Below are 15,614 nucleotides of genomic sequence, written 5' to 3' on the forward strand. Positions count from 1 at the left end.
GCTTATGCCACAATTAAAGGTATTGAAGTCATGCGTGCACTACGTAAAGGACAAGCATCGTCATTTTATTATGGTCAGCCTCAGGGTGAAGTGTGTCTAATCAACAGGGTTTTCGGTCTCTAAGCACTTTTTAAAGGGAACATCATCGACTCAAATCACTATTTGCAACAGTGCCCCCCACGATCAGTAAGCAGTTCTAGGGAACTTATGACGATGTGGGGTGGACTGAGTCCGTTTTACCCAATCTTCCGGATATTCTTGACTGTAAGAATCATAGTAATGACCTGACCAATATTCCTGATTGTCTTCTTGGCATTCGTGATCTTGAGAAAAGTTGTGGGTGCTTTGTTGCGCTACAGCATGTTGCTGAAGTGTCTTTTCAGCTGTTTTTTCCGCCTGATCTAAAGTCATGAAAATATCGAGCAAGGCTTGGCGTTGTTGATGATTCAGAAGTTTAGCGCTTTCGACAATCAGTTGTTTAGCGAGGTTTTTTGGCATGCATGGGTTTGCATCATTGAATTTAGTATGCATAGCAGTTTCCTAGATAAGAGTTTAATTATCTCCATCGCTTCTCACGGCAATGGAGGCAACTTAACAGGGGTGAGAATACTGAATCTAGGATCAGCCAGCACGAAGCTGCCCTGCTAAGCTACCATAGGGACTGCTTAACAGTAGGCAAAAAAATAGCCGCAAGTGCGACATTTAATTGCACCTAGATATTTTATCAGGTTCTCACGCCTGCACACAGATTTTGCTGCGTTGAAATAAGATTATCCAGTAAAAAGCAGGGTGTCAAGGTCCTAATCAGTAGTTCTTATAAAAACTGAAAAATCTAACTAAAAGGTATCTATAAAATCAGTGGCTATTCAACCCATCAAAGGAGTAATTGAATAATGACAATTAAAATCCAAGCAAAAAAAAGCCCGCTCAAGGAAAGTGAGGCAGGCTTATAAACTAAGGACCTAGAAAGGTCATTCAGAAACTACAGCAGTTTCTATTGATTATTTTGTACGCTATTCAAGTAATATTCAGTGGCGGAATATATCAAAAAATCAAAATATTAATTAATAAATCAATATGTTAAGTGGGCTTAATCAATAGTTTAATTAAAATAACTAAACCTAGTTGTAAGTTAGCTATAACTAGCTATCTAAAAACGGCACTGTTGCAAATAGAGATTTGAGTCGATGATGTTCCCTTTAAAAAGTACTTAGAGACCGAAAACCCTGTTGATTAGACACACTTCACCCTGAGGCTGACCATAATAAAATGACGATGCTTGTCCTTTACGTAGTGCACGCATGACTTCAATACCTTTAATTGTGGCATAAGCCGTCTTCATAGATTTGAATCCTAATGTGGCCCTGATGATCCGCTTTAGCTTGCCATGATCACATTCAATCACGTTATTTTTATACTTAATCTGCCTGTGCTCAAGGTCTGGTGGACATTTACCTTCCCGTTTTAACCGTGATAAAGCACGTCCATATGTGGGTGCTTTATCCGTGTTGATCACTTGTGGAATTTGCCACTTCTTCACATTATTTAAAATTTTTCCAAGAAAACAATATGCTGATTTGGTATTACGTCTAGAAGAAAGATAAAAATCAATGGTATCGCCACGTTGATCGACTGCACGATACAGATAAGACCATCGTCCATTCACTTTTACATAGGTTTCATCAATATGCCACGAGCTCAGATCTGTAGGATTACGCCAATACCAGCGTAAACGTTTTTCTATTTCAGGAGCATAACGTTGAACCCAACGGTAAATAGTCGTGTGATCAACATTCACACCCCGTTCGGCCAGCATTTCCTGCAGTTCACGATAGCTAATGCCATATTTACAATACCAGCGCACAGCCCAAAGAATGATTTCGCCCTGAAAATGCCGACCATGGAAAGGATTCATATGCTGCACCTTTAGCTAAAACAGTCTTCAGCTTACCATTCGTGGTTATTTGCAACAGTGCCATTTTAAGTATCTGATGAACCCTTATTCTGCTTCCAAAAGACTTTTACATTATGTAAAGATTGGTGAATTTGTTGACATATACTACCTTCAGGGACAACCATTGTATCAGAGGAGACATTAGCTATCCTGCTAAAGTACATCATACAATTTATACAAATGAGTCATTGAATAGTGTGATCCGTCAATCAAGAAAAGAAAAATCTTTTCTTCCGATGATTCTATGAAGAAAGAAGTAATTTACTTCGCAACATTAAATCCTGCTAAGAAATAGACATTGCCAATCTTATGTGGCATTACTACTCATGACTTTAAGCAATGAATTGATTTACTATTCATTTCGATGGTTGATTAAATGATCATTTATAAAAAATCGGACTTACACAAAATGAGTTACAGACTCTAATATCACCCTCACTTTAAGTGGCATAAGTTATATTACTGCTTTTATCAGACTTATGCTGCAATATATGAGTGTAGGACAGTAGGCTTTTTTACCTCTGTCGCTATATAGCCATAAGTAGTTATGGCACCCCAATCTTCAATTTTGAAAACTACTTCTCAGCCCAGTAAATAGCGCCATTATTTAGTTCTGCTGGTTAAATTCAATCCTAACCATAAGACCACCAATAGCATTTGTCCGATGTAACTCAACTTTTCCGTGATATAAATCGACAATTTGCTTAACAATCGATAAGCCGAGACCACTGCCAATAATGACACTGTTCTGATTCACCCTATAGAATCTTTGGAAAATCAGAGGTATTTGTGCTTCATCCAAACCAATTCCATTATCCTCAATCTGCACAAAGCTATAATTTTTAACACAGCCACAACTGATTTTTATGACACACGGGCGTTCATAACTACGATAGATGATGGCATTCTCTAAAAGATTACGGAGCATAATTTCCAATTGCTCAGGTTGAGCCATAACTAGAGCTGACTCCAGTTGTAACTGTAAGTCAACTTTTTTTTGACAAAGCTGAAAATCCATCATCGAAAGAGTACTTTGAATCACATTAACGAGATCGACCGAGCCTTGAATTTGATGAGCATTGGGTTCAATCCGGGCTAAGGTTAGTAACTGTGTAATCATTCGCGAGGTTTTATCAATGCCAATCATGATGTCCTCAGCTGCTTCTCGTGCCTCCTCAGTCGAACGTGCACTCTGCAAAACTTGTGCATGCAGACGGATCGCCGCCAAAGGTGTACGTAACTCATGGGCTGCATTTGAGGTAAAACGTTTTTCACGTTGCATGCTTTCTGCAACTTCACTCAATAATGTATTTAATGACTTCACCAAAGGTTCGATTTCTTTGGGCACGACAGGGTTGATGGGTTTTAAATGTTCAATCGACTGCTTTTCCAGATTTTGACTGATACTGAATACAGTGGACAAATTGCTACGTACGGTCTGCAAAATCAGCCAAGACAATAATGGTAAAAAAAATGCTGAAACCCCTATTAAAAATAACAGCATATCTCTCTGGATATCCTGACGGATAGTCCAGACCTGTGCAATTTGTACTTGTATAGTGTGGGTGCTGTCCCAAACCGAATAACTGCGATAGGTTTGATTGTGAATATTAATCCAGCCAAAGTTGGCTTGCTGGACAAACGGATGTGTGCCAACGCCAACCGAACGATAAATCAACTTGCCATTACGATGCCAGATCTGGAAAATAATCTGATTATAATGCTCCCCTTGAGCTTTCTCGATGACCGTATGATCCGGGATTTGCCCCGCCAGTGAACTTGAAGTAGTCGAAAGTAAAGCATGGGCTGTTTCAGCCAGTGATTTATCAAAAATATTGTTCGCGGTACGCTGCATTCCCCAGTAAATACAACCTAAACTACCCACCCAGACACTGGCGGTGATGACCATTAAAATAAATGATAGACGTCTGGTCAGTGAATAACTGCGAATGAAATTGGCCATTAATAATTTTCATCCATAATATATCCAAAGCTTTGTACAGTGCGCACGATATTTTTTCCCAGCTTACGCCGTAAATTATGAATATAAACCTGTATCACATTACTGCTCACATCTGCATCATAGGCATAAAATGAGTTTTCTATACTCTCCCGTGAAATGATCCGGCCACGGTTAAGGATAAATAGTTCTAGCAAGTGAAACTCTTTCGGGGTTAATTCAACTTCAGTGTGATCTCTCAGTACCTGTTTAGTCGCTTTATTAACCGCAATATTGCCAATCTGAATCAAATCACTCACTTCTCCTGAAATACGGCGTAATACTGCTTGAATCCGTGCAATAACTTCATACAAATCATAGGGTTTAACTACAAAATCATCTGCCCCAGCATCTAAACCGGAAATTCGCTCCTGAATTTTATCCTGAGCAGTCAAAATAATAACGCCTACTTTATTCTTTTTACGACGCAGTGACTTTAAAATTTCCAATCCATTCCTGTCTGGCAAACCTAAATCAAGCAAAATAAACTGATAATCATAACTCGCCAAAAAATGATAGGCTTGTTCTGCTGTGGTGGCGATATCAACAACAAAATTCGCTTGGTCTAAGCCCCGTGCTGTCGCCTTAGCCAGTAAGGCATCGTCTTCAACTAACAATATTCTCACGTCTGAGCTACCTTCTCATTCTGCTACTTATAAGCCTATATTTATTTCTGTGAAAGCGGCAGGTACTCTGGCCCAAGAAAGACAGAACACCAACCGAATAATGATCATACAAGGCATTGATATATCAGCACTCTACTATTTTACTCTGCCTGATGATCCTCATGTAAAGGCCATAACTGATGCGAATTCAGCAATAGTAAACTCAAGCTTTCTGCATAATCAATTTTGGCTTGATCAATTCGACCGCGCGCATCAACCAGTTGCTGTGAATGAAGTAACAGTTCATTTAAACTCAATTCACCAAGCTTATATGCTTTTTGCATCAATCCATGTTGTTGCTGTAACTGTGCCAAATTCTGTTGAGCCTGCTCACTCCGTACAGTTGCCGACTCCATCTGCGTGAACCAGTATTGCGTTTCCTGGCGCAAACGGTTTTCTACTCGTCCGATCTCAAAATTGGCCTTTTGAGCTTCCGCCATGGCCATACCAGAAGCTATCCGCACTTGCCGACTGGCTAGTGGAATTGAAACTGTTACACTCATCAAGTTTTCAACACCAGACTGCTCACGACTATAGCCCACTCCGACCGTAGGATTAGGTACCTGATTGAGTTGCTCTCTTTTGACTAATGCATCTTGCTGTACTGCCTGCATTTTGGCCAGCTCAAGCTCATGGTTGGCAGCCAAAATCTGCTGTATCCATTCAGTCTGTGTATATTCGAGTGGGCGAATTTTGATGACATCACTGCTCCAGTGTTCTGGAATTTTTCCCTGATAATCACGTGACAATAACTGCTGTGCTTGGTAGTAAGCTGTTTTAGCCTGCATATATTGTTCTTCGATTTGCCGCGATTCATTGCTAAGCAGCATCAGTTCCAGTCGTGGGGCATCTCCAGCACGAATACGCTGCTGGGTCATTTGCATATAGTGCTGTATTCTTGACTGCTGTTCCTCTAAGCGCGTCAATTGCAAAGCACTGCGCATATAGGCAAACCACTGATTTAGCAAATTTTTGGCAACTTCATGTTTGGCATCTTCATATTTTAATTCAGCAATACTCATCCCTCGTTGCGCCAAATCCTGATCCAGTTGGTATTTGCCAGGCAAACGAATCTGCTTTTCAACACCAAAGTTCGGCTCATAACTATTGGACTTTGTTTGACCATCCTGGGTGTCGGTGTTACGAAGCTGCATCCCCGCACGCACGGTCCAGGGATGACCCAGTTTTAACCCTTGTCCTGCAAAATGGGCATAGTCCTGATCCGAAACTGCCGATTGAACAGTTGGATGCTGTGACAAGCTCTGTTTGACCGCATCGAGTGGTGGCAAGACCTGATCCAAAGCGGGTTCCGCGGATACGACAGAAGTCATCATCACACAACAGCCCAAGCCCAGTAAACGTAAGGCTTTACCCAGCAAACGGGGTTGAGTCGCTATCTCTGGTTTCATTCGTTCACTTCTCCTTGACCAGCATAACCCGATGTTATGGTTGGTAATACCCAATAGAAACAGTCACTTGATTTAAATTTCTTTTGGATATGGGCTAAAACTAAAGGTACAGTTGCGAGGGGTAAAATCAACAGAATCAAATTACGCTCAGTTGCACCCCGAATTTTTTCTTGAATGTTGCGATAATGTTGGCGGCTGCCGAAACCTTGTGCCGGGATACAGGTACATCCTGTCACAATCTCGGGAATAAGCCATAAATGGCTCATTAATTCTTCCGCAATATCACTGGAGATGTTGATAGAGAGTTGGCACATTTCAGACATGAGTATCTCGCACTAAACCAAATTGTTTGAACAAGTTAGGAAGTAAAATCAGCGTCAGTAAGGTGCAGGAAATTAATCCCCCAATCACCACGATCGCCAATGGACGCTGAATTTCAGCACCTGGCCCAGTGGTAAAGAGCAAGGGAATTAAACCCAAAGCCGCGATACTTGCAGTCATCATTACTGGACGTAAACGTCGCATCGCCCCCTCACGAACCACTTCTTCAATTGCAACGCCGCGTGAAATGAGCTGGTTAAAATAACCGATCATCACCAAACCATTCAGTACGGCAATCCCCATTAATGCAATAAACCCAACAGAAGCAGGCACCGATAAATATTCACCAGTGATGGCTAAGGCTACGACTCCCCCAATTAAAGCAAAGGGAATATTCACAAAAACCAGTACTGCCTGACGAACAGACCCTAAAGTTGTAAAGAGCAGGAAGAAAATCATAGTCAACGCTGCAGGGACAACCAGCATCAGACGCGCTGCTGCACGTTGTTGATTTTCAAACTGTCCACCCCATTTCAATGAATAGCCGGCCGGTAATTTAACTTTCTGGGCAACCTGCTGTTTTGCTTCCTCGACAAAACCAACCAGATCCCGGTCACGCACATTGGCACGGACAACGGACATTCTTGAAGCATTTTCCCTGTCAATTTTGACGACGCCTTCAGTCTTGACCATTTCTGCTAAAGAGGACAACGGTACAGCCGCTGAGTTTGCAACAGGTAAATTCATGTTCGCGAGGGCAAAACTGGATTGTCCCAGACGTGGATCACCTTTCATCATCAATGGAACTGGTCGCCCCTGTTCAATAATCGAACTAATCTGCTGCCCTTCAATGAGCATTTTGAGTTGTGCCTGTATGCTCTGACTATCTAACTGATTGCGGACAGCCATATCACGACGAATACGTAATTCCTGATATTGCACCCCAGAATTTTCCAAAGTCATGACATCTTCACTGCCTTTGATCCCTTGTAGAACGGTAGAGATTTGCTTAGACAGCTGATTCAGCTGATCTAAATCGGTACCAAAAATTTTGACGGCCAAATCTCCACGTACACCCGATAACATTTCTGAAGTCCGCATTTCAATCGGCTGACTAAAGGTGAGATTGACCCCAGGAACATCGGCCAATACATGGCGAATTTTGGCTAAAATCTGCTCCTTACTTTGTCCCTGCCACTGATCTTGCGGTTTCAAAATGACAAAGCTATCGGTTTCATTTAAGCCCATAGGGTCAAGGCCCAGTTCATCCGAGCCGGTTCTTGCCACAATGCGGGCCACTTCTGGAACTTGTTTTAGAATTCTTCTTTGAATGTCCAGGTCAAGTGCAATCGAATTTTGCAGGCTGATCGATGGCATTTTTTCCAACTGCAATATGGTGTCACCTTCATCCATTGTTGGCATAAAAGACTTACCAATGAGTGGAAAAATGAGTGCAGCAACCACCAAAGCACCTCCGGCCAAAGCATAAACACGTTTCGGATGGGCTAAACTTGCATTTAACACCTTGCTATATGCCTGTTCCAGCTTAGCAACAATATACGGCGTGTGATGTGCTTGAGATTTCAAGAAATAAGAACACAGCACCGGAATAATCGTTAATGAAAAAATCAGTGAGCTCGACAATGCAAAGACAATAGTCAGTGCCACTGGAGAGAAAAGCTTCCCTTCCAGACCTTGCAACGTCATTAACGGAATGAAGACCAGCATAATAATGATCATTCCTGCTGTCACAGGTACCGCCACCTCACAAACTGCACGATAAATGACGTTCAGCGGGGGTAAAAACGAACGGTGTTTGGATTCGTGTGCATCTGCCAGTTGCATTTCGATATTTTCAACCACCACAACCGCCGCATCGACCAGCAAACCAATGGCAATGGTTAAACCACCCAATGACATCAGGTTGGCACTTAATCCAAACTGACGCATCATTAAGAAAGTACTCAACGCAGATAAAGGTAAAATCGCGGCAACCACCAAAGCGGCTCTTAAATTGCCTAAAAACAACAGCAATAAAATTAGGACTAATACAATCGCCTCGACCAAGGTTTTACTCACGGTATGAATGGCACGATTCACCAGTTCACCACGGTCATAAAAAGGCTTGATCGTAACGCCCGAGGGTAAGTTTTTCTCAATGTCATGCAAATGTTCACGCACACTTTGCACAACCTGACGTGCATTGGCACCTTTTAAGGTGAGGACAATCCCTTCAACAGCTTCACCCTGACCATTTTCGGTTACCGCTCCGTAACGGGTAAGGGCACCGGTATGGACATCGGCGACATCCTTCACTTGCACCAGCATCCCTTGATGATTGGAAACAATAATCTCACCCAACTCTTGTAAATTGGTGACACGACTATCGCTACGAATCAGTAATGATTCTCCATTTTCATTCAGACGACCCGCACCGTCACTTGCATTATTTAATTCAATTGCTTGTTTTAACTGATCAAGAGATAGACCTCTCGATGCCAAAGCATCCAGGTTGGGTGTCACTTCAAAAGTACGTGCCAAACCACCCAGGACATTGACATCCGCTACCCCTTCAATTTTTCTGAGCTGTGGACGGACGACCCGATCGAGCAAGGTTCGTTTTTCCATATCACTCATAGGACCATGTAAAGTGAACATAAAAGATTCACCTAATGGCGTCGTCATAGGCGCAATCCCGCCTGATGCATTGCCAGGCAGAGCTGACATGACTCCAGTCAAACGCTCATTGACCTGTTGCCTGGCCCAATAAGGATCTGTCCCTTCTGCAAAATCCAGGGTAATGATTGCAATGGCATATTTAGATTGTGAACGTAGTACAGTTTGATGAGGGATTCCCAACATTTCCTGTTCTATCGGTACCACAATACGGCTTTCCACCTCTTCTGGCGTCATGCCAGGAGATTTCATCACAATTTGAACCTGTGTGCTTGATACATCCGGAAAGGCATCAATCGGTAATTTTGTAAATGCCAAATAACCCGCAACACTGATTGCCATACCCAATAACAGCATTAGGATTCGTTGACTCAGTGAAAATGCAATAATACGTTTTAACATGTGCCTAACCTCAATTCACCGCAGTGCTACTGCTGGCAGGTGGTGCCTGCTCTGCACCGAAACCTGACCAAACGGCTTTTAGACGTTCGACACCCCTCACAGCAACTTGAATTCCAGGTTTTAATGCATTTCCAATCACATGACTTTGCTGCTGGTTCGCACCCACCAATTCCACAGGCATTGCCACGAAACCATTTTGGTTTTTGATAAAAATGAAGTGCTTGTTATCTTTTAAAGTCAAGGCAGTACTTGGTATTACCCATGCAGTTTCTGTTGTCGGGTTATGGCTTTGAATATTCGCTTTAATAAACTGTTGTACTTTTAAACAGTTGTCCTTGGCATTCATCTGAACTAAAACATTTTGAGATTGCGTATTGTCTGAAAGTGCTGGTGCAATTTTTTGTACCTGCCCAGTAATTTCACACCCCTCAACTTTAACCAGATCGCCAATCTGGATATATTTGCTATCCGCTAAAGGGGCTTGCAACATTAATTGCAAAGGTAGATCACTATTCACCAACTGACCCAGTACTGCGCCGGTTTCTACATATTGACCTGCAGATACCTGTAAACTTTCTACACTGCCTTTGGCGGGACTTTTAACATACACTACGGAATTCAGTCCCTGACTGCTACTTCCTCCCATAAACTGCAACATGCGTTGCTTGGCACTCAAATCAATATTCAGTCGTTGCACTACATTCTGGGCTTCCTGTACACGTTTTTCAGCAATAATCCCTTCAGCATATAAACTGCGTTCACGTGCCAAATTTTGGCTGGCCAATTGCAGTTGTGCACGAATTTGTAAAATTTCATTTTGAATCTGAATTAAATCAGGGCTATGAATGGCCAGTACAGGATTATGGAGACCCACTTCGGCTAAAGGTTGCACCAGTACCTGTTGAACTATCCCCGCTATCGGGCTGGTTAAGACCACTTTACTTTGAGGTGACCACTGCGCTTGCCCCTGCAAAGTCAGTGCAAGTTGTACATCACTTGTCGCTTGTCCTAAAGTTTGTAATTGAATACCTGCCTGTTGAATCTGTGTGGGCGAAATTAAAATCTGATTACCAGAGACATCTATGGTTTCTGTTTCATTGGCGGTTACATTTTGTGGCTTTGATTTTTCCGCTTTATTTTTATTAAATAGTGAACTGCTCGCCCACCAAACTCCTAAAATTACCAAGACCAATGTGCAAATACTGAGAAATATTTTATTATTTCGTAATACACTCACTTGTTGACTCACTGATCTACCCTCAAAAATATTTTCTCTCAGGATAAATTTAAGTTCTTAAGATCTAATTAAGTTTGGAAATCCAATTTTTTCAGGATCTAAAGGGTAATTTCCACCTAAGCATAATATCTCGGTTATTTCTAAAGAGCAGATGAAGGCGGAAAAAGAAAACCATATCCCCCTTATCTCGAGAAGCAATGAGTTTGCTTAAATCAATTCAAGAATATACTCAGTCACAAAATTTCATCTCCGTTAAAGGGCCAGTTAATAAATATCCCTACAATGTCGTGAAAATACATTCATCTACTTTACTTTATAAATTTTAATCATTATTTTTTTAGAGCAAAATTAATCATGCACGATTTCAATCTGAATTGATTCAGATTGAAATCAATTATTTTTATTTTTACTTTATCCTAAAAATTATTACGCTGGATTAAATCAAAACTATTAAATTAATATCGCTTATACTTTTAATAAATAGTAATTCTGCTACAATCTAACCATCTTACTTGGATAATTGAGACAATCTAAGTGATCATGGTTTTAGGAAGATTGCTCGCATTCTCAGCAATCTTGTTACAGATTGCTGTTTTTTTACAGCCTTTACTTCCAGAGAAATATCAAATTTCTCCTGTCTGTGAAACTATTGTCCATGCACTTCAACTAAATAACTCACACCATGTGCATAGCTCAGATCATTCTTCGCATACTCACTCTCATCAAGAGTTGAATTTAGCTAATCATGATACTGAAAAGCTTAATCATGCACATCTTGAACAAAAAACTTCGTCCAGTCATCATCACGATGCAAATCATCAATGTCAGTACTGTGTGGTTTACGCACATGTCGTTCCTTTACCAGACATTCGCGTTAAAGAAATACTTGTTAGAGTTCAAGTTCGGTTATTAGCTTTTAAAGAAGCTTTCTTTCATATCTTCTTTATTTTAAATCAATTATTTCTTATCCCTCAAGGTCGAGCACCTCCTCTCTCTTTTGCTGTCTAAATTTATTGGCAATTCCTTATTGTTTTGAAATTTAATTAGTTGAAGAGACTAATCGCTATGTTATTACTTTTAAAAAATGCACGTATCTGTGTAGGCACACGCATATCAGAGCATATGAACCGTACCGGGTTTGTCGGAGAGTCAATATTCTGAGAGACTATCCCGATGACAAAATTAAAATATACCCCTGAAATCAGAGAAAGAGCGGTTCAATTATTGATTGAATCTGAAAAAGATTATCCTTCTACTTGGGCTGCAATCACAGCAATTGCGCCTAAGATTGGTTGTACTCCTGAAACACTTCGTGCCTGGCATCAAAAGCATTTAGATCAGCAAAATCCTATTAAAGTACAACAGATATCTGATCAAGAAAAAATGAAGCAAATGGAACGTGAAATTAAAGAATTAAAGCGTGCCAATGAAATTCTACGTAAAGCAGCCGCTTTTTTCGCCCAGGCGGAGAGAGGTCTCTAAATTTAGGCTATTTGATCAGTACCTTTATTTTCGCAGCAGTATTTATAGCTTTGCTATTCTTTCAAATCCGCTCTAAATTTTACCGTCCTTATTTGTATTGGTTTACCATCATCGCCAGTACGACCGTAGGTACGACACTGGCTGATTTGATCGATCGATCTTTGGGGATTGGTTATATCGGCGGAAGTAGCCTATTGCTCGGTTTGGTCTGCTTGTCTTTATTCAGCTGGTATAAGGTTGAAGGCAGTATTTCACCGCATACGGTGAATTATCCACGGGCAGAAATTTTCTATTGGTTAACCATTACCTTTTCCCAAACCTTAGGGACGGCTTTAGGAGATTGGTCAGCAGACACCATGGGGCTGGGTTATAGCGGTGGAATTATCCTTTTCGTCGGTCTTATTCTCATGATTTTGGCCCTGTACAAATTCACTCATGTTTCAAGAACCTTACTGTTTTGGAGTGCATTTGTTTTAACCCGCCCTTTGGGGGCTGTGGTGGGGGATTTCCTGGATAAACCGATCGCTTCGGGTGGTTTGGATTTAAGTCGCTTTACTGCTTCAGCTGTCATTTTGATTGCGATTCTAGTGTGTATTCACTTTAGCAATAAAACGACTGCAAAAAAGGCCTAAATATATAAAGTCGTATTGATATCGAAACATTGATTGGATCTGTGCGCTGACAAAATATGACAGTAAGCCCTGCTAAAAATGCTTTCAACGAGGAAATTTTTTCGCCATGATTCCATTGATTCAAGCCAATCAGCAATTGTTCATCTTGAGCATCCTTGTATTTTCACTGGTTATTCTTTTGTGGGTATTACAGTACTGGATTATTCAGCATGGCAAGCAATTATTTGATTCAGTTGTGCAGTATGGGGGAACGTTTAAACAGCAGGTGGGAAAAAGCAATTTATTCATTCGAATAAAATACAAGTACCCCCGTTTTTTTGGTTTTTTGTCGAAAAGATTTCAGCTCCAGCATTTTTATGGCTTACCTCTGACGCTTTTATTTTTAGCCATGGGCTATATTTTAGCTTTGTTTACCGGACTTGTTGAAGATGTGGTTACTTCAGACTCCATCGTGACAATGGATTATTTTGTTTCCCAACAGATGAATATGCTGCATCAACCCAGCGTAGTGGATTTTTTTATTTTCATCACCAGTTTTGGTTCTACAGCAATTTCTTGTTTGATTGTGATTTTAGTCGGTGTGATCTGCTGGATCATTCGCCAACCCTATATATTAATAGGGTTGCTGGTCTCCACTATAGGAAGTTCTATATTTACCTTCCTGAGTAAACTCTTATTTCATCGCGTGCGACCAGCAGATGCTTTACTGCTGGAGCAATCCTACTCATTCCCTAGTGGACATGCCACCATTGCTATTGCCTTATATGGATTTCTTGCTTACCTGGCTATTCGTTTTAGCCCAAATTTTATCAGACAAGTCCGTATATTTTTTACGATGTTTCTTTTTGCTGTACTTTTAGGCCTAAGTAGAATTGTCTTAAATGAGCATTACTTAAGTGATGTGCTGGGTGGTTTTTTGGTAGGAACATTATGGTTAATTGTCAGTATTAGTCTGACAGAATGGTTAAGTGCCAGAGGAAAAATTATTTGGCAAATACCTGGGTCAGCTATGCAGACTTATACAGTAAGCCTAAGCATTATTTTGGTTCTGCTTGCTGCGCTAATCTATGCAGAAGTCTATCAATTTCCATTGTTGGCTTAAGTAAAATCAACTTTTAAGATCTTTTAGTGGACAAGTAAAATAATTGACCAAATAATAAAAATAATGAGAAGTGCTGAAAATTGTGCCGCACTTCTCATATCTTTTGCCTTTTTGGAATGCATGTTTTTCAAGCGAAATACGATCTAAAACAGCTTCAATCGCAGAATTGAATAATTCCACAATTACAGCCAGTAAACAGACAGCCACCATCAGTGCCCGTTCTATAGAAGAAACAGCAATAAAAAAGCTCATAGGAATTAGAATAAGATCAATTAATACGATTTGACGAAAAGCTGCCTATTTTTAGACGCTGTTTTAGATCCTAAAAATGAATAGCCAGTGGCTACTAGAATCCGTTTTAAAATTTTTTTGCCTTTTAATCACGGTTTTTGAAATTAGCCAATAATAATCTCTACAGATGAAATAAATTTATTATAATCATCCTGATAACAAAAAGGATATACCTTGTGCGCCATTCTTATCATATTGAAAAACATTACATCGAACGTGCGGGATGGTTGCGTGCAGCTGTGCTGGGGGCAAATGACGGGATTATTTCAGTCACAAGTCTCGTGGTGGGAATCGCAGCCAGTGGAGCATCTACCCATACTGTACTGGTGACCTGTATCGCCGGATTAATATCTGGAGCTGCATCGATGGCTGCAGGTGAATACATCTCCGTTAAATCGCAACAAGACATTGAAAAGAATGATCTGCAGATGGAAGAACGTGAACTGCAACGCCATCCTGAACATGAATTAAATGAGCTAAAAAATATTTACATACAGCGTGGATTACAACCCGCTTTAGCGCAAGAAGTCGCGCAACAACTGACTGCACACAATGCTTTAGATGCACATGCGCGTGATGAAATTGGTATTTCAGATCATACTTCTGCCCAGCCGTTTCGTGCTGCCTTCTCTTCAGCCATTGCATTTACTGTAGGCTCATTATTTCCTTTAATTTCAATTATGCTTCTGCCTGAGCGATACTTAGAGAAAGGCGTCATGCTGATTGGGGTATTAAGTCTCGGAATTATGGGTGCCTTGGCCAGTTATGCGGGCGGCGCCAGTATTTGGAGAGGTTCGATTCGGGTAATGATTTGGGGTATTATTGCCATGTTATTCAGTGCTTGGATTGGATCATTATTTAATGTTGCGGTGGCATAAGATCCTTTTTTGTATAATCCAAATATTCCCACTCCATGAGGAGTATAGATAATAAGTGGCACTGTTGCAAATAGGCTGACATGATAAGCTAAATATCTTATTTATTTCGAGATACAGCAGATGAATCCCTTCCACGGTCGGCACTTTCAAGGTGAAATCATTCTTTGGGCTGTTCGTTGGTATTGTAAATATGGCATCAGCTATCGTGAACTTCAAGAAATGCTCGCTGAACGAGGCATAAATGTGGATCACAGTACAATTTATCGTTGGGTTCAGCGTTATGCTCCAGAAATGGAAAAACGGTTACGCTGGTATTGGCGTAATCCTACAGATTTACATTCATGGCATATGGATGAGACTTATATCAAAGTGAAGGGGCGATGGACTTACCTGTATCGTGCAGTTGATCAACGGGGTCATACGATTGACTTTTACCTTTCCGCTAGACGGAACAGTAAATCAGCCTATAGTTTTCTAGGAAAGATCTTCAATACGGTGAAAAAATGGCAAATTCCACGGGTCATCAATACAGATAAAGCAGCGACCTATGGCCATGCTTTATCACG

Annotated in this window: 12 protein-coding genes and 5 pseudogenes; 8 read left to right on the forward strand and 9 right to left on the reverse strand. The window is 40.9% G+C overall.

Features of this window, described 5'->3' with window-relative positions:
• Positions 1 to 123: pseudogene (locus I593_RS18830) on the forward strand (IS6 family transposase); the annotation flags it as partial.
• Positions 124 to 183: 60 nt separating this feature from the next.
• Here the strand turns inward: I593_RS18830 and I593_RS18835 are convergent.
• A complete protein-coding gene (locus I593_RS18835) occupies positions 184 to 531 on the reverse strand; it encodes a hypothetical protein (protein WP_016165163.1) in 348 nt (115 codons plus the stop codon).
• A gap of 679 nt (positions 532 to 1,210) precedes the next feature.
• Positions 1,211 to 1,915, reverse strand: a complete 705-nt coding sequence (locus tag I593_RS18840) for an IS6-like element IS1006 family transposase (RefSeq protein WP_001067784.1) — start codon at positions 1,913 to 1,915, stop codon at positions 1,211 to 1,213.
• A 167-nt stretch (positions 1,916 to 2,082) separates the two neighbouring features.
• Here I593_RS18840 and I593_RS20515 point away from each other — a divergent pair.
• Positions 2,083 to 2,246, forward strand: a pseudogene (locus tag I593_RS20515) (IS256 family transposase); the annotation flags it as partial.
• Positions 2,247 to 2,561: 315 nt separating this feature from the next.
• Here I593_RS20515 and I593_RS18845 read toward each other — a convergent pair.
• The 6 genes from I593_RS18845 to I593_RS18870 form a co-directional block, all read right to left on the reverse strand.
• The gene (locus tag I593_RS18845) at positions 2,562 to 3,917 is read right to left on the reverse strand and encodes an ATP-binding protein (RefSeq protein WP_016165442.1); all 1,356 of its coding nucleotides are present in this window, start codon (positions 3,915 to 3,917) and stop codon (positions 2,562 to 2,564) included.
• Positions 3,917 to 4,579, reverse strand: coding sequence for a response regulator (locus I593_RS18850; protein ID WP_016165443.1), 663 nt, complete (start codon positions 4,577 to 4,579; stop codon positions 3,917 to 3,919). Before I593_RS18850 ends, I593_RS18845 begins: the two co-directional genes overlap by 1 nt.
• A gap of 140 nt (positions 4,580 to 4,719) precedes the next feature.
• Positions 4,720 to 6,027, reverse strand: coding sequence for a TolC family protein (locus I593_RS18855; RefSeq protein WP_016165444.1), 1,308 nt, complete (start codon positions 6,025 to 6,027; stop codon positions 4,720 to 4,722).
• Positions 6,024 to 6,350 carry a DUF3240 family protein gene (locus I593_RS18860; RefSeq protein WP_016165445.1) on the reverse strand — a complete coding sequence of 109 codons (327 nt, stop codon included), beginning with the start codon at positions 6,348 to 6,350 and terminating at the stop codon, positions 6,024 to 6,026. Before I593_RS18860 ends, I593_RS18855 begins: the two co-directional genes overlap by 4 nt.
• Positions 6,343 to 9,426, reverse strand: a complete 3,084-nt coding sequence (locus I593_RS18865; protein WP_016165446.1) for an efflux RND transporter permease subunit — start codon at positions 9,424 to 9,426, stop codon at positions 6,343 to 6,345. The genes I593_RS18860 and I593_RS18865 overlap by 8 nt, the downstream gene beginning before the upstream one ends.
• A gap of 10 nt (positions 9,427 to 9,436) precedes the next feature.
• Positions 9,437 to 10,675 carry an efflux RND transporter periplasmic adaptor subunit gene (locus I593_RS18870; RefSeq protein WP_016165447.1) on the reverse strand — a complete coding sequence of 413 codons (1,239 nt, stop codon included), beginning with the start codon at positions 10,673 to 10,675 and terminating at the stop codon, positions 9,437 to 9,439.
• A 528-nt stretch (positions 10,676 to 11,203) separates the two neighbouring features.
• Between I593_RS18870 and I593_RS18875 the strand changes: the two genes are divergently transcribed.
• The 4 genes and pseudogenes from I593_RS18875 (at position 11,204) to I593_RS18890 (ending at position 13,879) form a co-directional block, all read left to right on the forward strand.
• A complete protein-coding gene (locus I593_RS18875) occupies positions 11,204 to 11,671 on the forward strand; it encodes a DUF2946 domain-containing protein (RefSeq protein ID WP_004827113.1) in 468 nt (155 codons plus the stop codon).
• A 165-nt stretch (positions 11,672 to 11,836) separates the two neighbouring features.
• Positions 11,837 to 12,138 (forward strand): annotated as a pseudogene (locus I593_RS20520) (transposase); the annotation flags it as partial.
• Positions 12,139 to 12,777, forward strand: a pseudogene (locus I593_RS18885) (COG4705 family protein); the annotation flags it as partial. It abuts the pseudogene before it with no gap.
• Between the two features lie 106 nt (positions 12,778 to 12,883).
• On the forward strand, positions 12,884 to 13,879 hold the full coding sequence (locus tag I593_RS18890; protein ID WP_004827121.1) for a phosphatase PAP2 family protein: 996 nt from the start codon (positions 12,884 to 12,886) through the stop codon (positions 13,877 to 13,879).
• Positions 13,880 to 13,902: 23 nt separating this feature from the next.
• Here the strand turns inward: I593_RS18890 and I593_RS18895 are convergent.
• Positions 13,903 to 14,244 (reverse strand): annotated as a pseudogene (locus I593_RS18895) (diacylglycerol kinase).
• A gap of 102 nt (positions 14,245 to 14,346) precedes the next feature.
• Here I593_RS18895 and I593_RS18900 point away from each other — a divergent pair.
• Positions 14,347 to 15,048 (forward strand): VIT1/CCC1 transporter family protein, encoded by a 702-nt coding sequence (locus tag I593_RS18900; protein WP_004761016.1) that lies wholly within the window; start codon positions 14,347 to 14,349, stop codon positions 15,046 to 15,048.
• A 120-nt stretch (positions 15,049 to 15,168) separates the two neighbouring features.
• Positions 15,169 to 15,614 (forward strand): IS6 family transposase (locus I593_RS18905; protein ID WP_016165440.1); only part of this gene is annotated, 446 nt, incomplete at its 3' end.

This window comes from Acinetobacter tandoii DSM 14970 = CIP 107469 (assembly GCF_000400735.1).
Taxonomy (GTDB): Bacteria; Pseudomonadota; Gammaproteobacteria; order Pseudomonadales; family Moraxellaceae; genus Acinetobacter; species Acinetobacter tandoii.